23 protein-coding genes are annotated in these 21473 nt (G+C 70.7%); 17 read left to right on the top strand and 6 right to left on the bottom strand.

The window, feature by feature from the left end; genetic code table 11:
• The 3 genes from ACLEQD_RS12110 to ACLEQD_RS12100 form a co-directional block, all read left to right on the top strand.
• Positions 1-676, top strand: a 676-nt coding sequence (locus ACLEQD_RS12110) for a uracil-DNA glycosylase family protein (protein WP_410383709.1), incomplete at its 5' end; no start/stop codon positions are given.
• A 37-nt stretch (positions 677-713) separates the two neighbouring features.
• The gene (locus ACLEQD_RS12105; protein WP_410383707.1) at positions 714-1721 is read left to right on the top strand and encodes an alpha/beta hydrolase; all 1008 of its coding nucleotides are present in this window, start codon (positions 714-716) and stop codon (positions 1719-1721) included.
• A 12-nt stretch (positions 1722-1733) separates the two neighbouring features.
• Entirely contained in the window at positions 1734-2759 is a 1026-nt protein-coding gene (locus ACLEQD_RS12100; protein WP_375758853.1) for an L-erythro-3,5-diaminohexanoate dehydrogenase, read from the top strand.
• Here ACLEQD_RS12100 and ACLEQD_RS12095 read toward each other — a convergent pair.
• Positions 2756-3766: a glycosyl hydrolase family 18 protein gene (locus ACLEQD_RS12095; RefSeq protein WP_410383711.1), complete on the bottom strand. Its 1011-nt coding sequence runs from the start codon at positions 3764-3766 to the stop codon at positions 2756-2758. The two genes, ACLEQD_RS12100 and ACLEQD_RS12095, sit on opposite strands and share 4 nt — an antisense overlap.
• A gap of 89 nt (positions 3767-3855) precedes the next feature.
• Positions 3856-4515, bottom strand: coding sequence for a fibronectin type III domain-containing protein (locus tag ACLEQD_RS12090; RefSeq protein ID WP_410383705.1), 660 nt, complete (start codon positions 4513-4515; stop codon positions 3856-3858).
• A 391-nt stretch (positions 4516-4906) separates the two neighbouring features.
• Between ACLEQD_RS12090 and ACLEQD_RS12085 the strand changes: the two genes are divergently transcribed.
• The 11 genes from ACLEQD_RS12085 to ACLEQD_RS12035 all read left to right on the top strand — a co-directional run bounded on the left by ACLEQD_RS12085 (position 4907) and on the right by ACLEQD_RS12035 (position 13457).
• Positions 4907-6457 (top strand): lysine 5,6-aminomutase subunit alpha, encoded by a 1551-nt coding sequence (locus ACLEQD_RS12085; protein ID WP_410383703.1) that lies wholly within the window; start codon positions 4907-4909, stop codon positions 6455-6457.
• Positions 6454-6939 carry a hypothetical protein gene (locus ACLEQD_RS12080; protein ID WP_410383701.1) on the top strand — a complete coding sequence of 162 codons (486 nt, stop codon included), beginning with the start codon at positions 6454-6456 and terminating at the stop codon, positions 6937-6939. Before ACLEQD_RS12085 ends, ACLEQD_RS12080 begins: the two co-directional genes overlap by 4 nt.
• A 4-nt stretch (positions 6940-6943) precedes the next feature.
• Positions 6944-7729 carry an OAM dimerization domain-containing protein gene (locus tag ACLEQD_RS12075; RefSeq protein WP_410383699.1) on the top strand — a complete coding sequence of 262 codons (786 nt, stop codon included), beginning with the start codon at positions 6944-6946 and terminating at the stop codon, positions 7727-7729.
• Between the two features lie 32 nt (positions 7730-7761).
• Positions 7762-8124 (top strand): hotdog fold domain-containing protein, encoded by a 363-nt coding sequence (locus tag ACLEQD_RS12070; protein WP_171425972.1) that lies wholly within the window; start codon positions 7762-7764, stop codon positions 8122-8124.
• Positions 8121-8963 carry a 3-keto-5-aminohexanoate cleavage protein gene (locus ACLEQD_RS12065; protein WP_410383697.1) on the top strand — a complete coding sequence of 281 codons (843 nt, stop codon included), beginning with the start codon at positions 8121-8123 and terminating at the stop codon, positions 8961-8963. The genes ACLEQD_RS12070 and ACLEQD_RS12065 overlap by 4 nt, the downstream gene beginning before the upstream one ends.
• A 234-nt stretch (positions 8964-9197) precedes the next feature.
• Positions 9198-9974: an SDR family NAD(P)-dependent oxidoreductase gene (locus ACLEQD_RS12060; protein ID WP_410383695.1), complete on the top strand. Its 777-nt coding sequence runs from the start codon at positions 9198-9200 to the stop codon at positions 9972-9974.
• Positions 9964-10758, top strand: a complete 795-nt coding sequence (locus ACLEQD_RS12055; RefSeq protein ID WP_410383693.1) for a class I SAM-dependent methyltransferase — start codon at positions 9964-9966, stop codon at positions 10756-10758. Before ACLEQD_RS12060 ends, ACLEQD_RS12055 begins: the two co-directional genes overlap by 11 nt.
• Before the next feature lie 91 nt (positions 10759-10849).
• Positions 10850-11401 (top strand): hypothetical protein, encoded by a 552-nt coding sequence (locus tag ACLEQD_RS12050; protein WP_338267710.1) that lies wholly within the window; start codon positions 10850-10852, stop codon positions 11399-11401.
• A gap of 128 nt (positions 11402-11529) precedes the next feature.
• Positions 11530-11913, top strand: coding sequence for a hypothetical protein (locus ACLEQD_RS12045; protein ID WP_410383691.1), 384 nt, complete (start codon positions 11530-11532; stop codon positions 11911-11913).
• A 363-nt stretch (positions 11914-12276) separates the two neighbouring features.
• On the top strand, positions 12277-12951 hold the full coding sequence (locus ACLEQD_RS12040; RefSeq protein WP_410383689.1) for a hypothetical protein: 675 nt from the start codon (positions 12277-12279) through the stop codon (positions 12949-12951).
• A gap of 110 nt (positions 12952-13061) precedes the next feature.
• Positions 13062-13457, top strand: coding sequence for a LysM peptidoglycan-binding domain-containing protein (locus ACLEQD_RS12035; protein ID WP_410383687.1), 396 nt, complete (start codon positions 13062-13064; stop codon positions 13455-13457).
• Between the two features lie 37 nt (positions 13458-13494).
• Here ACLEQD_RS12035 and ACLEQD_RS12030 read toward each other — a convergent pair whose 3' ends face one another.
• Together ACLEQD_RS12030 and ACLEQD_RS12025 are read right to left on the bottom strand one after the other, a co-directional pair.
• The gene (locus ACLEQD_RS12030) at positions 13495-14166 is read right to left on the bottom strand and encodes a hypothetical protein (protein WP_410383685.1); all 672 of its coding nucleotides are present in this window, start codon (positions 14164-14166) and stop codon (positions 13495-13497) included.
• 62 nt (positions 14167-14228) lie between these two features.
• Positions 14229-15788, bottom strand: coding sequence for a ChaN family lipoprotein (locus tag ACLEQD_RS12025; RefSeq protein ID WP_410383683.1), 1560 nt, complete (start codon positions 15786-15788; stop codon positions 14229-14231).
• A gap of 112 nt (positions 15789-15900) precedes the next feature.
• Here ACLEQD_RS12025 and ACLEQD_RS12020 point away from each other — a divergent pair, with 112 nt between their 5' ends.
• Together ACLEQD_RS12020 and ACLEQD_RS12015 are read left to right on the top strand one after the other, a co-directional pair.
• The gene (locus tag ACLEQD_RS12020; RefSeq protein ID WP_410383681.1) at positions 15901-19014 is read left to right on the top strand and encodes a TonB-dependent receptor domain-containing protein; all 3114 of its coding nucleotides are present in this window, start codon (positions 15901-15903) and stop codon (positions 19012-19014) included.
• Complete coding sequence (locus ACLEQD_RS12015) at positions 19014-19844, top strand: 5'-nucleotidase C-terminal domain-containing protein (protein WP_410383679.1); 831 nt, start codon at positions 19014-19016, stop codon at positions 19842-19844. Before ACLEQD_RS12020 ends, ACLEQD_RS12015 begins: the two co-directional genes overlap by 1 nt.
• A 46-nt stretch (positions 19845-19890) precedes the next feature.
• Here the strand turns inward: ACLEQD_RS12015 and ACLEQD_RS12010 are convergent, their stop codons facing one another.
• Both ACLEQD_RS12010 and ACLEQD_RS12005 read right to left on the bottom strand, forming a co-directional pair.
• Positions 19891-20172: a TIGR04563 family protein gene (locus tag ACLEQD_RS12010; protein WP_014396355.1), complete on the bottom strand. Its 282-nt coding sequence runs from the start codon at positions 20170-20172 to the stop codon at positions 19891-19893.
• 8 nt (positions 20173-20180) lie between these two features.
• A complete protein-coding gene (locus ACLEQD_RS12005) occupies positions 20181-20390 on the bottom strand; it encodes a TIGR04563 family protein (RefSeq protein WP_014396356.1) in 210 nt (69 codons plus the stop codon).
• Positions 20391-20821: 431 nt separating this feature from the next.
• Between ACLEQD_RS12005 and tilS the strand changes: the two genes are divergently transcribed.
• Positions 20822-21473 (top strand): tRNA lysidine(34) synthetase TilS (gene tilS / locus ACLEQD_RS12000; RefSeq protein WP_410383677.1); only part of this gene is annotated, 652 nt, incomplete at its 3' end.

Raw genomic sequence — 21473 nt, 5'->3', positions numbered from 1 at the left:
CCGCGTCGCGCCCGCTGGCCTCCGACGCCCGGCCCCGGGGATGCTGCTGGACGTGCCCAGGTCGACGCCCCGCTACAACGGCGCGCTGCCCGGCGTCGTGGAGGGCGAGCGCCCCACGCTGGATCAGATCCGCCGCGAGCTGGGCGACTGCCGGCGCTGCAAGCTGTGCACGGGCCGCAAGAACATCGTGTTCGGCTCCGGCAACCCGCGCGCGGACCTGGTGTTCGTGGGCGAGGGCCCCGGTGAGAACGAGGACCTCCAGGGCGTGCCCTTCGTGGGCGCCGCGGGCGACCTGCTCACCAAGATGATTGGCGCCATGGGCTTCACCCGGAACGACGTCTACATCGCCAACGTCGTGAAGTGCCGCCCGCCCGGCAACCGCAACCCGGAGCCGGATGAGATCGCCGCGTGCGAGCCCTTCCTGCGCTCGCAGCTGCTCGCCATCCAGCCGAAGGTCATCGTCGCGCTGGGCAAGTTCGCGGCGCAGACGCTCCTCAGGGACACCACCCCCATCACCCGCATGCGGGGCCAGTGGCGCGAATACGAGGGCATCCAGCTCATGCCCACCTTCCACCCCGCGTACCTCCTGCGCAACAGCGCGGAGAAGCGCAAGGCGTGGGAGGACCTGCAGCAGGTGATGAAGCTGTTCGGCAAGCACCCGGGCGCCGGCGCATAGACCGCGCGGCGCACCGCGACGACCAGGAGTGGCACCGATGAAGGGCGTGCTCGAGACGCGTGAAGTGCAATCCCCCGCGCTGGAGAACAACCCGCTGGGAGATCCGGCCCGCCGCCGGCTCACCGTGTACCTGCCGCCGGGGTACGCCGCGGGCACGCAGCGCTACCCGGCCGTCTACTTCCTGCACGCCTTCGGCAACGGCGGGGGCTCCTGGACCAACGCGTCCGGCTTCTCGCCGTCCGTGCCGGAGCGCCTGGACGCGCTCATCGAAGCCGGCACCATTCCGCCCGTCATCGGCGTCTTCCCGGACGCGTGGACGAAGCTGGGCGGCAGCCAGTGGGTGAACAGCGACGCCATCGGCCGCTACCGCGACTACCTCGTCAAGGACGTGGTCGGCTTCGTGGACAGGACCTTCCGCACGCTGCCGAAGGCCGCGTCGCGCGCGGTGGTGGGCCACAGCTCCGGCGGCTACGGCGCGCTGGTGATGGGCCGCTACCACCCGGAGGTGTTCTCCCTGGTGGGCGCGCACGCGCCGGACTCCTACTTCGAATATTCGTACCTGCCGGACCTGCCCAAGGCGGCCACCGCGCTGATGAAGGCGGGCGGCGTGGACACGTGGGTGACGGAGCTGCGTCAGCGCGCGCGGGACACCAAGGTGCGCGGCGACGACTTCCCGGTCATCAACATCCTGGCGATGGCGGCGGCGTACTCACCCAAGAAGGGCGAGCCGCTCAACCTGGAGCTGCCCTTCGAGCAGCACAACGCGAAGCTGCGCCTGGACGTGTGGAACCGCTGGCTGGTGCACGACCCCGTGCGCTTCGTGCCCAAGTTCCTGGACGCCTTCCGCAAGCTCAAGACGGTCTACCTGGACGCCGGCACCCGCGACGAGTTCAACCTGCGCTGGGGCACGCGCATGGTGGCGGACGACCTCAAGACCGGCGGCGTCGACGTGGTGCACGAGGAGTTCGAGGACGGGCACTCGGGCGTGTCCTACCGCTTCGAGCGATCGCTGTCGGTGCTGGTGCCGCGCCTGGCCGCGGACTGATAAGGGGGGGCCATGGATACATACGGACTGTCGCGCGTCGTCGGTGAGAAGGGCGTGCTGCCGCAGCGCGCGCGCAAGCTGGACCCCTCGCTGCCGTGCGGCGAGGCGGAGCTGCTCATCGACGTGGAGAGCCTCAACATCGACGCCGCGTCCTTCAAGCAGATCAAGGACGACGTGGGCGGAGACCCCGCGCGCATCGCGGGGCGCATCCAGGACATCGTGCGCGAGCGCGGCAAGATGCAGAACCCCGTCACCGGCTCGGGCGGAATGCTCATCGGCCGCGTGAAGGAGCTGGGCGCGAAGCACCCCGCGAACGGCGTGCTCAAGCCGGGCGACCGCATCGCCACGCTGGTGAGCCTGACGCTCACGCCGCTCGTCATCGAGGAGGTGAAGGCGGTGCACGCGGACATCGACCGCGTGGACATCCGCGGCCACGCGCTGCTCTTCGCGAGCGGCATCTACGCGAAGCTGCCTTCGGACATGCCGGACACGCTGTCGCTGGCGGCGCTGGACGTGTGCGGCGCGCCCGCGCTGGTGGCGCGCCACGTGCGCCCGGGCATGACGGTGGCGGTGCTGGGCGCGGGCAAGAGCGGCGCGCTGTGCCTGGCGCAGGCCCGCCGCAGCCTGGAGAGCCGCGGCAAGCTGCTGGCGCTGGACATCTCCCAGAAGGCGCTGGACGCGCTGTCCGCCATCGGCCTGTGCGACGAGGCCCTGAAGGTGGACGCCACCCAGGGCGTGGACGTGATGGAGGCGGTGCGGAAGGCGACGGGCGGTCAGCTCTGCGACCTGGTCGTCAACTGCGCCAGCGTGGGCAACACGGAGATGGCGTCGCTGCTGTCCGTGAAGGACGGCGGCACGGTCATCTTCTTCTCCATGGCCACCAGCTTCACCACGGCGGCCCTGGGCGCGGAGGGCGTGGGCAAGGACGTCACCATGCTCGTGGGCAACGGCTACGTGCCCGGCCACGCCGCCCTCACGCTGGAGCTGCTGCGCACCGAACCGGCGCTGCGGCAGCTCTTTGAAGCCCGCTACATCTAGGGCTTGAGGAAGGCCGTGTGCACGGCCTGCATCAGCGGGTCCTGGGGGCCGCCCGCCAGCGTCCTGGGCAGGTGGCCCTGGTTGATGGTCCAGATGATGCTGCCGCCCAGGCCCTTCTCCCGCGCCCAGCGGCCCTTCTCCGACACGGACGCGACGTCCTCGTAGGAGATGTAGTTGCAGGACTGCGGGCCGTACGCGGTGGGGAAGGAGAGGTAGGGCGCCTTGGCGACGTCGTCCCAGCGGTACGCCTCCGGCGAGTAGTAGAGCGACTGGATGTTGGCGTAGCTCATCGCGTTGTCGCTCTGCTCCTCCACGATGCCGTCGCGCCCGTCCAGCGGGGTGCCCGGCTCCGTGATGCCCTTCCAGCAGGTGCCGAAGAAGCCCACGCCCACGCCCAGGCGCTGCGGGGGCACGCCCGCGTCCAGGAACGCCTGCACGGAGCTGGCGACGGAGCTGGGGTGTCCGCCGCTCTCCCCGAAGAGGGCGCTGGAGTGCCAGCTCTCCCACTGCCCCCAGTGGCCGCTCATCTTGTAGGCCATCACGTTCATCTGGTCGACGCGGGCCGCCAGCTGCCGGTGGAACTCCGCGTCCACCTTGCCCAGCGCGAAGTTGGAGTTCACCCAGCCCACGGGCACGGTGATGAGGATGTTCTCGTCCGCGGCGCGCAGGTCGTCCAGCAGCGCCAGCAGCGGCGCGCTGTCCTGCGGCAGGAGGATGGGCTCCCAGTCCACGTCCACGCCGTCGAACTGCAGCTCGCGCATCGTGGTGATGATGTTGCGCACGAAGTTGCGGCGCTTCTCCTGCGTCTCCGTCGCGCCCTTGAAGCCGTCGTACTCGCCCATGCCGCCCAGCATCAGCAGCGCCTTCTTGCCGGCCGCGTGCGCCCGGTGCGCCAGCGCCCGGGCCATCTTCGGCCCCTCCACGGCGTCCACGTCGAAGTCGGTGTAGAGCGTGCCGTCGACGCGCGGGCGGATGCGGCCCACCACCACGTGCGTGAGCAGCGACATGTCCACGGAGTCCACCGGGTACAGGTCGCGCTGGTAGCCCACCCAGTAGCCCATCACCCAGCTCGTGGGCGCGCCGCCCGGACGCGGCGTCACCCGGGCCGTCTGGCGCGAGCACGGGCCTTCGCCCATCTCGTTGGCCGCGCAGACGGTGAACGTGTACGCGGTGCCGTTGTCCAGGTCCTCGATGAGCGTGCCCGACGCGGGCGCGTCCACCCGCTGCACCCGGCCGCCCGGCTCCACCATGACCTTGAAGTACGACAGCGGCCGGCGCCGTAGCTCGAGGGCGCCAGCCAGCTCACGTACGCCTGGCCGTTGCCCGCGGTGGGCACCACCGAGCGCGGCTGTCCCGGCGCCGTCGGCTTCGGGATGCTCATGCCCGCCTGCGGCGTCACCAGGTCCGTCTCCACGGAGGCCTGGCCCTCGCCCATCGCGTTCACCGCGGAGACCTTGAAGACGTAGGTGAAGCCGTTGTTCAGCCCCAGCACCGTGGCCTGCGTGTCGGGCACCTTCACCAGCGCGCCGCCGCACTCGGGCACGCAGCGCACGACGTAGTAGAGCAGGGGGCTGCCGCCATCCGCGGGCGGCACGCTCCACGTCACCAGCGCGGAGGCGTCTGCGGCCTGCGCGACGACCTGCTTCGGTGCCTCTGGAGGCGTGAGCGGCGGGGGCTTCGCGTCCGGCCCGCCGCCGAAGTCGCAACCGCTCAACATCACCGCGAGGGCCAGGCCCACCCACCCACGCACTGGCATTGCCCGATGGCTTTTCATCCCTGCACTCCTGGAAGGACGCGGGATGTTATGCGGTCAACCCCACACTCGGAGTCAAGGGCAGTTGGAAAAGTGTGGCAATTTTGTATGAACTGGAATTCGTGTATTAAACTGACTAATCTCATTCCGTCAGGGAATCACAAAATCTCAGCGGATGGGAAACCGGCCCCCTGAGAACGGCTGGTGCGGGAGCTGCCGGCGGGCGAGCGCCGGAGCACGGCCACCGCGCTTTGGGTGGAGGGGCCGAGATGACGGGGTAGCGTCCGCGTGATGCGTCTCGCCATTCAAGAGGCGCGGTGCGGCATCGTTTGTTGAGGGTGGGGGCACCTGTGTTCTTGAGCCGAAGGGCGCGGGGCTCGGGTAGGGTGCGCGCATGTCAGGCCCGTTTATCGACGACGCGCGGATTGCCGAGGCGCGCAAGCTGGCGGACGAGATCGTCAATCCGATCTTCGACCTCATCCAACGCAACACCACTGTCTCCAATGAGCGCACCGTGTTGCGCTTCTTTGGAATCTCCGGCGCGGGTGCCCGGGGCGTACCCCTGGCCAACCTCATGGTGGACAAGCTGAAGTCCGCCGGGGTGCTCAACCGGGGCGCCGCCTACTGGTACGGCCGCGCGCTGCAGCTGGGCGCCAGCAGCCCGCTGGACGCCGTGGAGCGCCTCACCGCGCTGCCCACGGACAAGATGGGCCCGCTGTCGCCGGAGCTGGAGGGCAACCTGCGCGACGCCGTGCGCGAGGAGGCCCGCGCGGCGATGACGGAGCTCAAGGCCCGCATCGCCCAGCGCAACGCCCTGCGCGAGCAGTTCCCCATGTCCCCCGCGCCGCACAAGTACGTCATCGTCGCCACCGGCAACATCTACGACGACGTGGACCAGGCCCGGGCGGCGGCGCAGGCGGGCGCGGACGTCATCGCGGTCATCCGCTCCACGGCGCAGTCGCTCCTGGACTACGTGCCCCACGGCGCGACGACGGAGGGCTACGGCGGCACCTACGCCACCCAGGAGAACTTCCGCGTGATGCGCGAGGCCCTGGACGACGAGAGCCGCAAGCTCAAGCGCTACATCCAGCTCACCAACTACTCCTCCGGCCTGTGCATGTCGGAGATCGCCTTCTGCGCGGCGTACGAGAAGCTGGACATGCTCCTCAACGACGCGATGTACGGCATCCTCTTCCGCGATATCAACATGCGGCGGACGTTCATCGACCAGTACTTCAGCCGCCGCATCTGCGCCCTGGCCGGCATCATCATCAACACCGGCGAGGACAACTACATCACCACCGCGGACGCCTACGACGCGGCCCACACCGTCATCGCCAGCCAGTTCATCAACGAGTGCTTCGCCAAGCGCGCGGGCCTCAAGGACTGGCAGCTGGGCATCGGGCACTCGTATGAGATCGACCCGTACCGCGAGGACACGCTCCTCCTGGAGCTGTCGCAGGCGATGCTGGTGCGCCGCTGCTTCCCGGACGCGCCGCTCAAGTACATGCCGCCCACGAAGCACAAGGAGACGGACATCTTCTTCAGCCACGCGTACGACGTGATGGCGGACCTGGTGGCCATCTGGACGCGGCAGGGCATTCAGCTGCTGGGCATGATGACGGAGGCCATGCACACGCCGCTGCTCGCGGACCGGTACGTGGCGCTCAAGTCCGCGTCGTACATCCACCGCGCGGCGCGGGGCATCGACGAGGAGTTCACCGTCCGCGAGGACGGGAAGATCGCCAACCGCGCGCGCGAGGTCTTCGCCAAGGCGGAGGAGCTGCTGCGCGAGTGCCACTCCGAGGGCATGGTGGCGGCCATCGGCAAGGGGCGCTTCGGCGACGTGAAGCGCGAGGAGACCGGCGGCAAGGGGCTGGATGGCGTGCTGGAGAAGGCCCCGGATTACTTCAATCCGTTCCTGGAAATGCTGGAGGCGACATGATCCTGAGTACCTTTCTGGCCGTGATGGTGGCCGCGGGCGGCAGCGCGGATGCGTTGAGCAGCGTGACGGTGAAGAACATCGCGCTGAAGGCCCCGGCGGCGTGGACGCGCTCCAACATGGACGGCACGGAGAAGTTCCTGGCGCCCTCCGGCGACGCGTACTTCCTGGTGGACGTGGGCACGGTGCAGACCGCGGGCATGAAGGCGGAGCTGTGCCGCACGAAGATCCTCGCGAGCATCGGCGGTGACAGCTGGACCATGCTGAAGGTGGGCGGCCAGCCGGCGGCCACGAAGACGGACACGGACGCGGCGCCGGACGGCAGCGGCAACGTGGACACGGTGACGTACGTGGGGTGCAACGGGAAGACGACGTGGTCGGTGGTCTTCTACATGGAGCAGGGCAAGAAGGACCGTTTCGCCGCGGTGGCCGAGCAGGTGGGCACCAGCGTGTCGTTCACGCCGCCCAAGAACAAGAAGGGGTAGTTCGATGGTGAAGCCGAGCAAGCAGATCATCCGCCCCTATGGCGACCGTCGCGACGACGGCATGGTGCAGCTGTCGTTCACGCTGCCGGTGCCGCTGTCGGAGAAGGCCAAGGAGGCCGCCGCCCAGTTCACCAAGAAGATGGGCTTCACGGACGTGAAGGTGGCGGCCGCCGAGCGGGCCGCGGACCAGTACACGTTCTTCGTCGTCTACGCCCGCTCCAACGTGACGCTGGACTACGCGGAGATCGACGTGCCGGAGGTGGTGGTGCGCAAGATGGGGTTCGACGACCTCAACGCGCTCATCAAGGAGAAGGTGCGCCGCCGCATCGTCGTCTTCGGCGCGTGCACGGGCACGGACACGCACACGGTGGGCATCGACGCCATCCTGAACATGAAGGGCTACGCGGGCGACTACGGCCTGGAGCGCTACCCCGGCTTCGAGGCGTTCAACCTGGGCAGCCAGGTGCCCAACGAGGACCTCATCAAGAAGGCCACCGCCAAGCACGCGGACGCCATCCTCGTCTCGCAGGTCGTCACGCAGCGCGACGTGCACAAGGACAACTCGCGCCAGTTCATCGACGCGGCGAAGGCGGCCGGCATCCACGGCAAGACGCTGCTCCTCTTGGGCGGGCCGCGCGTGGACCACAAGCTGGCCCTGGAGCTGGGCTTCGACGCGGGCTTCGGGCCGGGCACCAAGCCGTCCGACGTGGCGAACTACATCGTGCACGCGGTGATGAAGAAAGAGGGCGCGGAGTCCGCGGACTCCCACTACCAGGGGGAACCCACGTGAGCACTGGGACGAAGGCGGTACTGCGGCTGCGCATGGGCAGCCATGACGCGCACTACGGCGGCAACCTGGTGGACGGGGCGCGGATGCTCGGTCTGTTCGGGGACGTGGCCACGGAGCTGTGCATCCGCTCGGACGGGGACGAGGGGCTGTTTCGCGCCTACGACTCCGTGGAGTTCCTGGCCCCGGTGTACGCAGGCGACTTCATCGAGGCGGAGGGCGAGATCGTCAGCGAGGGCAACACGTCGCGGAAGATGCGCTTCGAGGCTCGCAAGGTCATCAAGCCCCGGCCGGACGTGAACGACTCGGCGGCGGACGTGCTGCCGGAGGCGGTGGTGGTGTGCCGCGCTTCGGGCACGTGCGTGGTGCCCAAGGACAAGCAGCGGGTGAAGCGATGAGCAGGCCCATGGTCATCACCGCCGCCCTGGTGGGCGCGGAGACGACGCGCGAGCAGACGCCGTACCTGCCCATCACCGCGGAGGAGATCGCCGAGGACGCGGCGAAGTGCCGCGAGGCCGGCGCGGCGATGGTGCACATCCACGTGCGCACGGCGGAGGGCAAGCCGTCGCAGGACGCGGAGCTGTTCCGCGCGGCCATCCGGGCCATCCGCAAGCGCACGGATATCCTCGTCCAGGTGTCCACGGGCGGCGCGGTGGGCATGGACGTGGACGAGCGGTGCGGCGGGCTGACGCTCACGGGCGCGGACAAGCCGGACATGGCCACGCTCACGACGGGCACGGTGAACTTCGGGGAAGAGGTGTTCTGGAATCCCCGGCCGCTGGTGCGCGACATCGCAAAGCGCATCAAGAGCATCGGCCTCAAGCCGGAGCTGGAGTGCTTCGACGTCGGGATGATCGACGAGGCGCGCTACCTGGCGAAGGAGGGGCTGGTGGAGCTGCCGGCGCACTTCGACTTCGTGCTGGGCGTGCCGGGCACGCTCCAGGCGCGGCCGGAGGTGCTGGACTTCATGATCGCCGCGCTGCCGGAGGGGAGCTCCTGGACGGTGGCGGGCGTGGGGCGCCAGCAGCTCCCGTTCGTGGACGAGGCCGCGAAGCGCGGCGGCAACGCGCGCGTGGGCCTGGAGGACAACATCTACCTGTCCAAGGGCGTGCTCGCGAAGGGCAGCTTCGAGCTGGTGGCGGAGGCCGCGAAGCGCGCCCGTGCCGCCGGCCGTGAGCTCGCGACCCCCGAGCAGGCCGGCAGCTGCTGCGCCTGGGCTGAGGCTCCAGGCGCTTGAAGGTGAGGCCCGGGCGCGGACGACGCCCCGGGCCTTCGTGTTTCGAGCGCGGTGAGGTCATCGCGCCGTAACGCGGGCGCTGTCAGGAGCGCGGTGCGCGTTTCGTCCCGCTGCCCGGCACGCAGCGCACCCGCGGACACCGCCCGCTCATCCGGCTGTCCACCCGGGACGGCTCGGGCATCATGCCGCGCATTCCTCCCGGCCTGACGGGAGCCCACGGGGAGTCGCGAAGCGATGGACACGGGACTGCAGGGCAAGGGTGTGCTGGTGACCGGCGGCGCGGGCGGCATCGGCTCCGCGCTGGTGCGCGCGTTCGCGGGCGAGGGCGCGAAGGTGGCGGTGCACTACCACCGCAGCCAGGAGAAGGCGGCGGCGCTCGCGCGCGAGGTGGGCGGCACGTCCGTGCGCGCGGAGCTCACGGTGGAGGCGGACGTGGACGCGCTGGTGCCGCAGGCGGTGAAGGACCTGGGCCGGCTGGACGTGCTGGTGTGCAACACCGGCGTCTATCCCTCGCCCGACGAGCCGCTGTGGACGATGTCGCTGGAGCGCTGGCGCCGCACGCTGGCGCAGAACCTGGACAGCGTGTTCCTGAGCTGCCGCGCGTTCCTGCGCCACGTGGAGACCACGGGCACGGGCACCATCGTCATCATCAGCTCCACGGCGGGCCTCTTCGGCGAGGCGGGCCACACGGACTACGCGGCGGCGAAGGGCGCGCTGGCGGCGGGCTTCGTGAAGAGCCTGAAGAACGAGCTGCACCGCATCGCGCCCATGGGCCGCGTCAACGTGGTGTGCCCGGGCTGGACGGAGGTGGACCGCAACCGCGCCAGATTGGTGGACCCGGAGTTCGTCGGCCGCGTCACGCGGACGATGCCGCTGCGCAAGGTGGGGCAGCCGGAGGACGTGGCGCGCGTCGTGGTGACGCTCGCGTCGGATCGCATCTCCGGCCACGTGACGGGCGAGGTCGTCACCGTGGCTGGAGGCATGGAAGGAAGGGTGCTGCATGAAGACTGAGCTGGACGTGCGGACGTACAACCGCGAGGCGTGGAACGGCGAGGTGGGCCGGGGCAACCCGTGGACGGTGCCGGTGTCCCCGGAGGTCATCGCCGCCGCGCGGCGGGGCGACTGGAGCGTGGTGCTCACCCCGACGAAGCCCGTGCCGCGCGCGTGGTTCGGGGACCTGCAGGGCAAGGACGTGCTGGGCCTGGCGAGCGCGGGCGGCCAGCAGTGCCCGGTGCTCGCGGCGGCGGGCGCGCGCGTCACCGTGTTCGACAACTCGCCCGCGCAGCTGGCGCAGGACCGGAAGGTGGCCGAGCGCGAGGGCCTGACGCTCCAGTACGTGGAGGGCGACATGCGGGACCTGTCCGCGTTCGCCGACGGGAGCTTCGACCTCATCTTCCACCCGTGCTCCAACTGCTTCGCGGAGGAGATAAGGCCCGTGTGGCGCGAGGCCTTCCGCGTGCTGCGTCCGGGCGGCGTGCTGCTGTCGGGCATCTGCAACCCGGTGCGCTACCTCTTCGACCCGGCCGAGGAGGAGAAGGGCGTGATGCGGCTGAAGTACACGATGCCGTACTCCGACTTCACCAGCCTCACCGCCGAGGAGCGCCGCCGCTACACCGACAAGGATGAGCCCATGGTCGTGGGCCACTCGCTGGAGGATCAGCTGGGCGGGCAGTTGGACGCGGGCTTCGTGCTCACGGGCCTGTTCGAGGACCGGTACGAGGCGAAGGACCTGCTCTCCACGTTCCTGTCCACCTTCATGGCCACCCGGGCGCTGAAGCCCGCCGCGCGGTTGTGACACAGAAGGGCGTTGCGCTCGGGAGCCGTGAAAGCCTACAGGGAGGGGGTCCGGGTCTACCCGGACATTCCCCCCTTCGTAGGAGCCGTCCATGAAGCTGTCGCTGCGTCTCTCCGCTGTGTTGCTGATGGGTGTGTCGGTGCTGGGCCTGGGCTGTGAGGGCGCGGGCACGCGGGATCCGCTGAACGCCATCGAGGCGGGCGCCCAGGTGGCGGTGGAGCCCGCGCTGGCGGAGGTGAAGCAGGGCGCGGTGGGCGACACGGTGCTGCGCTGCACGCAGCCGCAGGACGGCAGCTACCTGGAGGTGGTCCAGACGGCCACGGGCTACGAGGCGGCCACGGTGACGGAGGCCTACGACCCGTGGGACTGCCGCTGCACCTACGAGCAGCGCACGGTGCTGGGGCAGTACACGCGGTGCAACCGCTCCACGGTCGACCCGCGCATCCTGAATTGCTTCCGCATCGAGTCCAACGGCACGACGGGCAAGGTGGTGCTGTCCACCACGCGCGTGCAGCGCACGCAGATGGTCATCGGTGGCACGCAGACGGTGTCGTACACGGACCTGAGCATCGCGGCCATCAACCAGGACCCGGGCCACACGCCGCGCCAGGACTTCAACTACAGCATGGCGGACTGCCAGTAACCGGCGGCCTCCCGGAGGCGATTTAACCTTCGGCGGGCTCCGGGGTTCTTGAGTGTCAGAGCGCGACGGGAAGCAGGCTGCACGGCTGCTCCCGGAGCGTTTTGACCTGAACCCGGAGTCCACACACCATGTCGCTCAAGTCCATGCTTCGCGGTACCGCCGTCGCCACGCTGCTCCTCGCCGTGCCCGTGCTCGCCCAGACGGCCGCGCCGACCGACTCCGCCAACCAGGCCTGCCAGTGCGAGGGACACCGGGGCCGGCACGGCGGGGGCCACAAGTTCGGCCGCATGGAGCGGCGCCTGGACAAGCGGGTCGCCGAAGGGCGCCTGACGCAGGCCCAGGCGGACAGCTTCAAGGCGGAGGCCAGGCAGCTCCACGAGGAGATGAAGGCCGCGCGCGCCGCCGCCAACGGCCAGGTGGACGAGGCCCAGCGCGCGCAGTTCAAGGAGCGCCGCAAGGCCCTGAGGGAGAAGATCAAGGCCGCGCTGGCGCCCACGCAGCAGGGCGCCTGAGGTCCCGCCGTGAATGGGGGACGTGACGCGAGGGCCCCGGCCGGCACAGACTGACCGGGCCCTTTCGTCCGCAGGAGTCCCCATGCTTCGCAGCCTCCTCGTCGCCGTCATCGCCCTGACCGCTGGCTGCCGCACGCACTCCAGCGCGACGCAGGCCGCGGTGCCGCGGCAGGCTTCGGTGGACGCGCGGGACACGCCGGACGCGGCGGAGTCGCCGGTGGTGCTGGTGGCGGACGCGGAGCTCCAGCGCGTGCAGAAGCGCGCCCAATACATCGTCGAGTCGGAGCAGGGCGCCATCCGCGCCACGGACCTGCTGCTCGCGCGTCCGGACCTGGACCGCACGCGGATAACGGGTTCTTCACCGTGCCGCGCGGCAACGCCTGGTACGCCGTCTTCGGCCGCTTCGACACGCAGAACGCCTTCGTCCCCGCGTACGCGTACCGCGCGCCCATCGAGTTCTCCGGCGAGATGGAGGACTTCCCCGTCGAGTCCCTGCCCGAGGGCATGGACGCGCTGGCCCGCGCGGTGAGCACCGCCTGCGAGCGCGTCTTCCAGGTGCACGGCCGCAAGCAGCTCAACCCCGTCGTGGTGGAGGAGGACGGCGGCATCACCGTGTACGTGCTGCAGGGCTTCGACGACTCGAACCTGTACCTGCTGGGCGGTGACTTCCGCTTCAAGTTCAGCCAGGACGGCCGCCAGCAGCTCCAGGAGCTGCCCCTGCACCAGGGGCTCATCCCCGTGTCCGTCGCGCCGGACGCGGATGGAGAGGTGCCTCCCTTCTCCGCGCACGCGCACGTGCTCTTCCCGGGACCGCTGGAGACGGAGCTCGCGCTGGTGATGCTCTATCCCGCGCTGGGCGGCCTCTTCGTCGGCGCGGCGGACCAGGACTGCGTCTACGCGCTGTCGCCCGACGGCACCATCCGCGCGGTGCGCCTGAGCCGCGAGGAGATCCTCCGCGAGCTGCGGCCGGACGGCACCTTCGCGCCGCCCGAGGCCCTGAAGGCCGAACCGGAGCCCGGCGCGGACGTGGTGCTCTGAACAGCTTCCGCCGCCGCACTGTTGAGCTTCGATCAGGCCCTTCGCGTCCGCCCGGCACCGCTCGCGGGTGGGGTGCTTGAGTTCGCCGCCTCACGAGCAGGAGGACGCGGATGGCCTTGCAGAACGACTACCAGGACGTGCTGGACGTGGCGAAGAGCGTGGGCGCGAAGATCGAAACGCGCGAGGAGAACGGCAAGCTCGTCATCAAGGGCTCCGTCGACCATGCCTTCGACCGCGATCGCATGTGGGATCAGATCAAGGCGAAGCACCCGAAGTGGAACGACGAGCTCATGGTCATGCTCACCGTGACCCACGCCGAGCCCTACGGCCTGTACACCGTGAAGTCCGGCGACACGCTCAGCAAGCTGGCCAAGGACATCTACGGGGACATGAAGCTGTACCCGAAGATCTTCGAGGCCAACAAGGATCAGCTCAAGGACCCGGACCACATCAAGGTGGGCCAGGTCCTCAAGCTGCCGCCGAAGACCATCGCCAACAAGGCCTGAGCCCCGGCGCGGGACGGAGGCCCGTTCCGCCGGTGCATCAAGGGCAGTACGGGCACTCCACCGTGGCCTCGAGCTGATCGTAGACGAGGCAGTTCTGGTCCGCGGCGCTGTCGTTCTTCTGCTGGCAGCGGTAGTTCCACACGGACGCGCACTGGCTGTAGACCTGCGCGTCGCCAGTGGGGCCCTGGTACGTGGACGTGCACGTGCCGCCCGAGCTTCCACCCGACACGGTGCAGCTGTAGGGATCCGTGCCGCTGGTGCACTTGAGGCTGGAGCAGTTGGTGCCGCTGCCCATCCACTTGCCCGAACAGCTGGAGGCGCTGGTGCGCTGATCACACAGCACGCGGTTCAGGTTCGAATCGTAGTAGGCGCACGCGCCGCTGCCGTTGCCGCCACCACCACCGCCGCTGGAGCCTCCGGAGGGCGTGCCCCAGCTCCACTCGGGCGACCTCGGCTCGGAGTAGGTGTCCAGCGAGACGGTGCCGTCCGGAAAGCCCACGTCCTCGCACGAGTCGCCCTCGAAGTAGCCGCAGTAGTCCCAGCCATCGCACCAGAAGTCGCGGCACTCGTCGGCGGTGTCGTCGTTGCAGAAGTAGATGGACGAGCCATGGACGCAGGCGCCCTGTTCGGCGAAGCACCCGGACAGCATGAGGCCCATCGCGAGGGACAGGAGGAGGGCGGACGTGGCGCGGCGAGGAGATGGGTTCATACCGCCAGAGGGTAGCCGCAAGTCGCCGCTGGATTCAGCTGGGTCGGCGTCAACAAGGGCGCTTAGAGCCCGCGCAGGCGGGCGGCCCAGGCGAGGTAGGCGCCCCGCGGCTCCGCGAGCGGATCCCGGAAGAGGGCGCGGATGTCGGCGAGGTCCACCTGACCGGCGTCGAAGGCGCGGTAGAGGCTGTCCCCCAGCAGGTAGCCCAGCGCGTGGCTGACGCCGTGGAACAGGCGGTCGCGGCGCAGGGGGAGGAGCTTCACGGCCTCGTCGGGGGCCTCGGACTCCGTGGCCTTGTGGGCGAGGACGAAGGCGGCGGTCTGCCGCTCCAGGCCCCGGGCCTCGCCGAAGCGCCGGGCCCACTCCGTGACGCTGGGGCAGCCGCGGCGCGGGTTGATCAGCTTGGAGCCGAAGAAGCCCAGGGCCTCTTCCAGGCACCGCGCGTAGAAGGCCTCGGACGCGCCGCGCGGAGCGTCCATGGCATCGCCCACGGCGCAGTGGCGCACGAAGTGGGCGGCCTCCTCCGCGGCGTGGTTGAGGGACAGGGACGCCAGCCAGGCCGTGCGCGCGCGGGGGATGTAGCCGCTCTCGCGCGACAGGATGTGCTTGCGCAGCTGGGACAGCTCCGCCTGGGTGAAGCGGCCGCGCTGGCGGATGCGGTCGAGCACGTCGCCGTCCGCCACCGTCGTCACCTCCACCGAGTCCAGCTCCCGGCCCACGGACACGCCCGCGAGCCCGCCGATGAGCTCCGCCATGTCGCGGAAGCGCTCCGCGGCGCTGCGGTCCAGGAGGGGCGCGTCGTCGCCTTCGGCCTCCAGGTAGTCCAGGAAGCTCTGCTGGCAGAGGACGGGGGAGGCGTTCATCAGGCACAGCGCGCCGTCCGCCAGCTCCACGGCCTCCGCGCCACCCAGCCGGCCCTCGCGCGCGAGGCGCCACCAGAGGCCTTCGGCGTTCTGGTACACGACGAGCCCGCGGCGCGGATGCGCCTCACCCAGCGCGCGCTCCACCTGCGCGGGGAGGTGGCAGGGCGCGGCGTGGAACTGGCCCACCAGCACCATCACCAGCGGCACGTCCTCCGCGCGGGCCACGCGGGCGATGCGCTCAGCGGCGAAGGCGTCCCGCAGCGCGAGCGAGCGCTCTCCCTGGGCCCGCCGGTCGATGGCGGCCACCTGGAGCTTGTGGCGCTTCGCGAAGCCCAGCACGGCGCGGATGCCGGCGCCCGGACCGAAGCCCGGGGTGGGGCCGTGACCCAGCCGCGACAGGAGGGTGCGCTCGGGCAGGCGTCCGGCGAGGTACGCGTCGAGGGCCGCCTGGTGACGGCCTTCGACGCACTCGAGCGCCAGCACGACGCGGCGTCCGGAGGCGAGGGCGCGCTCGACGAGGTCCAGGTAGGTCTGCTGGGCGAGCGGCAGCGTGTGGTAGTCGCCGACGTAGACGAGGTCCGACGCCGCGATGCGCTGGTGCACGTGGGTCAGGGGGACCACGCGCTGGTAGGTGCTCGTGCGCCGGCGGTAGCGGGCCTCGTAGGCGCGGAAGGCTTCGGTGCGGCCTTCGACCACCCGGGCAATCTGGGCGCGTTGGCGGCGGAAGAGGGCGAGGTGAAGGGCAAGCGACGCGCGCATGGAGCGACAGGCACCGTCGCATGCGCTCGCGGGGGCGGCAAAAAATCAGCGGGGCGTGGCCGGGTGGCTTGCTTGACTCGAATGGCCCTGCAACGGACCATCGTCGTCAATCTTGCAGACCGTTCTTCGTCGCACGCTCATCCTCTGTGCCGTGATGTTCGTCGCGGCCCCCGTCCACGCGCAGGAGCCCGCGCTGTTGCACGCGCCGCCGCGGCGCGCGGAGCCCCGGCAGCCCCTCCAGCTGGATGCGACGCTGGTGGATGGCGGCAAGGTGCTGGAGCTCTTCGTCCGCTATCGCGGCCCGGGAGAGCCATACGTCCAGGTCCCGATGGAGCTGCAGTACGGGGACCTGTACCGCGCGATGATCCCCGCGGTGCACATGGTGCCACCCGGCGTGGAGTACTTCGTCGAGGCGGCGATGGCGGATGGATCGCGCACGCCGGTCTTCATGTCCGCGCTCCGGCCCGCGAGGGTGATGGTGGGAACCCAGGCCCCGGAGCCTCCGCCAGCGAGGGGACCGCCGGGCCGCAAGGGAGGCCGTGAGGAGCCGAAGCCCGAGCCTGGCATCGATGCCTTCACGCCGCCGTCAGGGGGAGGGGAGGACGATGACGCAGGCGCCGCCGCGGCTCCGCCCCCTGCGAGGACCGGGACCTCCGCTCCGTCCGTCCCCGGGACGCGCGTGGATGGCGCGGACCCGCGCGCTTCGGGCCGGACGGAGGCGACCGACCCGCGCGCTTCGCCCCGCGCCGACAGCGTGGAGCCGCGTTCTTCAAGCCGCGCGAACGCTGCCGACCCGCGCGCGGCAAGCCGCACGGAGGCCGCTGACTCGCGGCCGTCGGGGCGTCTGGACGGGACGGACGCTCGCGCATCGACCCACGCGGGGACCTCCGATTCACGAGCCGCGAGCACCGCCAATGGGACGGACTCGCGCTCGCCGAACCGGACCGATGCGCCCGGTTCACGCACTGCCTCCCGCGCGGACGACGCTCGCACTCCGACTCGCGCGAATGGCGCGGACTCGCGGGCTTCCCGCGCCGCCAGCTCCGACGACGCGATGGCCGCGCTCAACGCGGACGTTCCACCGGACTCGCGCGCGTCCTCTGCCTCCCGCACCGCCTTGGACGACGACCTGGCGCTCTACAGCGCGGAGGACGTGCTCGCGGTGACGACGCTCCAGGAGGAGGCCGTGCGCACCGTGCCGGCCATCGGCGCTTCCTTCAACCGCGCGCAGATGATCGCGCTGGGGGCCCGCACGGTGGCGGACGTGCTGGACGTGGTGCCCGGGGTGTCCGTCAGCCGCGATGTGCAGGGCTTCCACCGCACCGCCATCCGGGGCCTGCGCAATGACGCGGAGGTCCTCTTCCTCCTCGACGGCCACCGCCTCAACAACTTCTTCGACGGCAAGGCGCTCATGAACCTGCCGGTGGAGAACCTGGAGCGCATCGAGGTCATCCGCGGCCCCGGCTCCGCCATCTACGGCGCGGGCGCCTTCCAGGGCGTCGTCAACCTCGTCACCCACCGCGCCGACGGCGTGCGCGGCGCCGTCTCCACCGGCGGCGTTCCCCGCGACGACGGCCGGCTCGCGCTCGCCACGGACGGCCACCTGTCCGCCGCGCACTCCACCGGCGACCTGCGCCTGTTCGCGGACCTGGACCTGTGGAGCCAGGAAGGGGACTCGCTCATCGTCGACCACGACGCGCTCGACGACGAGGCCGTGGACCAGGGCCTGCGCGACGTGGACGAGCCCGCGGGCCGCACCCGCGACGGACGGTTCCTCGTGAACGCGGGCGGAGGCGTGTCCTACGGCCTGGACAGCGCCGGTCGCGTGGGCGTCACCGCGCGCTACCTCTCCGAGAAGCGCGACGCCCTCGTCGGCCTGTTCGACACCGTGGGCAATGACTCGGAGCTGTCCTGGAACGTGCTCCTCGCCGACCTCACCTGGGAGCGCCCCCTCTCCGACGGCGGGCAGGTGCGCGCCCGGCTGGGCTTCGATCAGCAGTCCACCGGCCGCCTCTTCCAGCTCACCCCCCACGACTTCCGCACCGGCGACGGCGTGGAGCGCCTGTTCCCGGACGGCCTCCAGGAGGAGACCCAGGTCACCGTGCGCACCGTGACGGCCTCCGTGGACGCGGACCTCGCGCTGGCCAGGGAGAACCACCTCACGCTGGGCTTCGTCGCCGAACAGCAGTCGCTGTCCCGCTACGACTACACCACGAACTACACGCTCGACGGCCGCCTGCGCCCCAGCCCCGCCGCCCCCGAAGGGCTCGTGGACCTCACGCAAGGAGCGGCCTCCCGCCGCCTCACCCTGGGCCTCTCCGCGCAGGACCAGTGGACCGTGCTCTCCGCGCTCACGCTCACCTTCGGCCTGCGCCTGGACGCCACCCAGCTGCCGGACGTGGACGCCGCGGGCTCGCTGGACGCCAGCAAGATGGTGGTGCGCGTGAACCCGCGCGTGGGCCTGGTCATCGCCGCGTCGGACGCGCTCGTGCTCAAGGCCCTGTACGGCCGCGCCTTCCGCGCCCCCACGCCCCAGGAGCTGGTCGAGCGCATCCCCGACACCGACTACAACCAGGGCCGCTTCGAGGGAAACCCGCTCCTCAAGCCCACCACCGTGGACACCTTCGAGCTGGGCGCGGACCTGGTCCAGGCCGCCGGCGACAGCCGCGTGCGCGTGCGCGCCAACGTCTTCCTCCAGAACTTCGCCTCGCCCATCACCCCGGTGGACACCAGCGGCAACATCGTCCCCCTGCGCAACCGCGAGCTGGGCGTGCGCGTGTACGGCGTGGAGGCGGAGGCGCGCCTGGAGGCGTCGAAGCGCGCCGCCGCGTGGGTCAACGCCAGCCTGTCGCGCGCGCAGGACCTGGAGCTGCCGGAGCAGTCCCGCCTGCTCACGGACGTGCCCCAGGCGCGCTTCAACGCGGGCGTGTCCATGCCGCTGGGGGACTGGGTGAACCTGGACGTGGTGGTGCGCTCCGGCGCCGAGCGCCGCAACAACAACCGCTCCACCCTGGAGCTCATCCGCCGCTACGAGATTCCCGCCTACAGCCTCATCACCGCGCAGCTGCGCACCGAGCCCATCTGGGAGCACTTCGAGGTGACGCTCTTCGCGCAGAACCTCTTCGACCACGACCTGCGCGACGACGTGCCCCGGCCGGACCGCGTCCCCGGCCTGCTGCCTCGCGAGGGCGTGTCCGGCTACCTCACCCTGAGGGCCTTCTACTGATGGACCGCCGCCACCTCACCGCCGCGCTCGCGGCCCTCGCGCTGTTGCCCGGGTGCCTCGCGTACAACGACTCCTGCACCCCGCTGGTGGACGACCCCGACGCCGTCGTGGGCTACCTGGGCGAGGAGGTCCAGCTGGGCTCGGCCTTCACCCGGCACGACAACAACGCGCTGGGGCAGCTGGCCGCGGACGCGTTCCTCCACGCGGAGGACGGCGCCGCGAAGCCCACGGAGCTGGGCATCATCAACGGCGGCTCGCTGCGCGACGAAGGCCTGTGCGTCACCCGCACGTCCCTGCGCGCGGGGCCGCTCACCGACGGCGTCCTGCACGAGGTCCTCCTCTTCGAGAACCTCGTCGTGACGGTGGACCTCACGGAGAAGCAGCTCGTGGACCTCTTCGAGCATTCCGTGGAGGCGCTGGCCCTGGAGGGGCAGGCCATCGTGTCGCCGTCCGGCGCGTTCCTCCACGTGTCCGACGGCACCACCCTGCGCGTGGACTGCGCGCGTCCGGCGGGCCAGCGCGTGACGGAGCTGCGCGTGAGGGGCCGCGCCGTGTCCATCCCCGCGCGCGACGACGCGTCCCTCCGCTACCGCGTGGCGATGTCCACGTTCCTGCTGGACGGAGGGGACGGCTACGGGAGCATCCTGGGCGACGCGGGACGGGACCCGGACCGCAACCCGGTGACGGCGCGCAAGCTGGGCGGCACGGACGCCAACATCGCTGCGGCGTACATGAAGAGCACCTACCCCAGCCCGGTCCAGGCGCTGAAGGAAGCCCCGCGCATCGTCTTCGACAACTGTGCCCGGCCCGCCCGGCCCGCCCCGCGCTGAACGTCGCGCGCGGTTTCGGACTGCGGGGGCCGGGGTGGACGGCGCCCTACGGCTTGGAGGGCTCGTCCGAGGAGGCCGGGGCGCTGGACGTCACCACCGCCGGAGCGGAGGTGGCCGTCTGCGCCGCGGCAGCCACCGGCCGTGGCGGCAGGGGGCCGAGCACGTCGTTGACCGAGGGCATCCGACGGATGTCGGCGCGCGCGACCTTCCACGCCTGCTGGACGATCCACGACAAGGAGCGATCCTGCCGGGTCGCCTCGCGCTGGATCTCTTCCAGCATGTCCTCGGGAAAATAGAGTGACTGCTTGCGGTGATCCGTGGTGGCCATGCCCTGCCTTAAGGCCTTTCTTCGCGCGGGTCCGTGCGCTCGTCGCCCGTGACGTCATTCACGGCAGGGAAAGACTTGATGCGGTCGCGGGCGATCTTCCAGGCCTGCTGCACCACCCATGAGAGGGAACGGTCCTGCCGGTTCGCCTCCTCCTGGATCTCCTTCAGCATCTCCTCGGGGAAGTACAGCGACTGCTTGCGCTTGTCGGTGCCTGCCATGCCTGGGTCTCCGGGGCGGATTCGAGGTGACGACCTGAACACACCGGAGCGGTTATCCGACAGACGCCCTGAAGGGTCAACGGTTTCGGAGCAGTCAGTCGTGCGCCCGGAGGCTGAACGCTCCGCTTCCGACATTGCGTCGACGCCGAAAAGAGAAACGCCCCGGCCTCCACGAGGGAGACCGGGGCGCTTCGGAAAGAGGGACCGCAGGGAGCGAATCTCCGAGCGGCCCCGTGGACCCAGAGGGGGAGGGGGGGACCCCTAGGTCCAACGTCATGAAGTCCAGAACGACCGACCAACAACCGTGAGGCGCCGTTCTATTTCCGCCCCGCGTCCATCCATTGTGGGAATCATGGAATGCATCCCCACGCCTTCCGTCCACCGCGACTCTGTAACCCGGCCACCCCTCCCTCCATTCCGAGCGCTGCGCCATGCCTCGCGCGTCTCCTGAACGTCCCTCGCTGACCGCCTCGCTCGCCCGCTCCTATGCCGAGCACGGCCTCGCCTCGCGCTCGGTGCTGCTCGCGGTCTCCGGGGGCGCGGACTCCACCGCGCTCCTCGTGGGAACGGCGCGCGTGCGCGACGCGCTGGCGCTGCGCGTGGAGGTGGCGACGGTGGACCATGGCCTCCGGCCCGAAGCCGCGGAGGAAGTCACCTCCGTCGTGGGCCTGGCCGCGCGCCTGGGCCTGACCTGCCACGTCCGGCGGCTCGCGCTTTCGCCCGGCGCGGGCGTGGAGGCCCGGGCCCGGGAGGCGCGCTACGCGACCCTGGAGGTCCTGCGGCAGGAGCGCGGGCTGGACGCCGTGGCCACCGGTCACACGCTCGACGACCAGGCGGAGACGCTGCTGATGCGCTTGTCCCGGGGGGCCGCGCTCCGGGGCGCGCGAGGCATCCACGCGCGCGCACCCGCGCTCGTCCGGCCGCTGCTTACGTGCTCGCGCGAGGACGTGCTCGCCTTCCTGGCCACCGAGGAGGTGGGGTTCGTGCGAGACCCGATGAACGCGGACCCCTCCTTCTTGCGCACGCGCATGCGCCTGGACGTGCTGCCCGCGCTGAACCGCGCGGCGGGCTTCAGCACCGTGG

It is taken from the genome of Corallococcus sp. 4LFB (assembly GCF_046520365.1).
GTDB classification, from domain to species: Bacteria; Myxococcota; Myxococcia; order Myxococcales; family Myxococcaceae; genus Corallococcus; species Corallococcus caeni.
The sequence above is the reverse complement of the archived record's forward strand: the minus strand, read 5'-3'. Positions and strand labels throughout refer to the sequence as shown.

Excerpts from the sequence above, each read along its gene's own strand:
- ACLEQD_RS12105 (WP_410383707.1), top strand. The coding sequence starts at position 714 with ATGAAGGGCGTGCTCGAGACGCGTGAAGTGCAATCCCCCGCGCTGGAG.
- ACLEQD_RS12080 (WP_410383701.1), top strand. The coding sequence starts at position 6,454 with ATGATCCTGAGTACCTTTCTGGCCGTGATGGTGGCCGCGGGCGGCAGC.
- ACLEQD_RS12070 (WP_171425972.1), top strand. The coding sequence starts at position 7,762 with ATGGGCAGCCATGACGCGCACTACGGCGGCAACCTGGTGGACGGGGCG.
- ACLEQD_RS12055 (WP_410383693.1), top strand. The coding sequence starts at position 9,964 with ATGAAGACTGAGCTGGACGTGCGGACGTACAACCGCGAGGCGTGGAAC.
- ACLEQD_RS12095 (WP_410383711.1), bottom strand. The coding sequence starts at position 3,766 with ATGTCGCTGCTCACGCACGTGGTGGTGGGCCGCATCCGCCCGCGCGTC.
- ACLEQD_RS12030 (WP_410383685.1), bottom strand. The coding sequence starts at position 14,166 with ATGAACCCATCTCCTCGCCGCGCCACGTCCGCCCTCCTCCTGTCCCTC.
- ACLEQD_RS12010 (WP_014396355.1), bottom strand. The coding sequence starts at position 20,172 with ATGGCCACCACGGATCACCGCAAGCAGTCACTCTATTTTCCCGAGGAC.
- ACLEQD_RS12085 (WP_410383703.1), top strand. The coding sequence starts at position 4,907 with ATGTCAGGCCCGTTTATCGACGACGCGCGGATTGCCGAGGCGCGCAAG.
- ACLEQD_RS12100 (WP_375758853.1), top strand. The coding sequence starts at position 1,734 with ATGGATACATACGGACTGTCGCGCGTCGTCGGTGAGAAGGGCGTGCTG.
- ACLEQD_RS12045 (WP_410383691.1), top strand. The coding sequence starts at position 11,530 with ATGTCGCTCAAGTCCATGCTTCGCGGTACCGCCGTCGCCACGCTGCTC.
- ACLEQD_RS12015 (WP_410383679.1), top strand. The coding sequence starts at position 19,014 with ATGGACCGCCGCCACCTCACCGCCGCGCTCGCGGCCCTCGCGCTGTTG.
- ACLEQD_RS12050 (WP_338267710.1), top strand. The coding sequence starts at position 10,850 with ATGAAGCTGTCGCTGCGTCTCTCCGCTGTGTTGCTGATGGGTGTGTCG.
- ACLEQD_RS12065 (WP_410383697.1), top strand. The coding sequence starts at position 8,121 with ATGAGCAGGCCCATGGTCATCACCGCCGCCCTGGTGGGCGCGGAGACG.
- ACLEQD_RS12090 (WP_410383705.1), bottom strand. The coding sequence starts at position 4,515 with ATGCCAGTGCGTGGGTGGGTGGGCCTGGCCCTCGCGGTGATGTTGAGC.
- ACLEQD_RS12075 (WP_410383699.1), top strand. The coding sequence starts at position 6,944 with ATGGTGAAGCCGAGCAAGCAGATCATCCGCCCCTATGGCGACCGTCGC.
- ACLEQD_RS12025 (WP_410383683.1), bottom strand. The coding sequence starts at position 15,788 with ATGCGCGCGTCGCTTGCCCTTCACCTCGCCCTCTTCCGCCGCCAACGC.
- ACLEQD_RS12060 (WP_410383695.1), top strand. The coding sequence starts at position 9,198 with ATGGACACGGGACTGCAGGGCAAGGGTGTGCTGGTGACCGGCGGCGCG.
- ACLEQD_RS12005 (WP_014396356.1), bottom strand. The coding sequence starts at position 20,390 with ATGGCAGGCACCGACAAGCGCAAGCAGTCGCTGTACTTCCCCGAGGAG.
- ACLEQD_RS12035 (WP_410383687.1), top strand. The coding sequence starts at position 13,062 with ATGGCCTTGCAGAACGACTACCAGGACGTGCTGGACGTGGCGAAGAGC.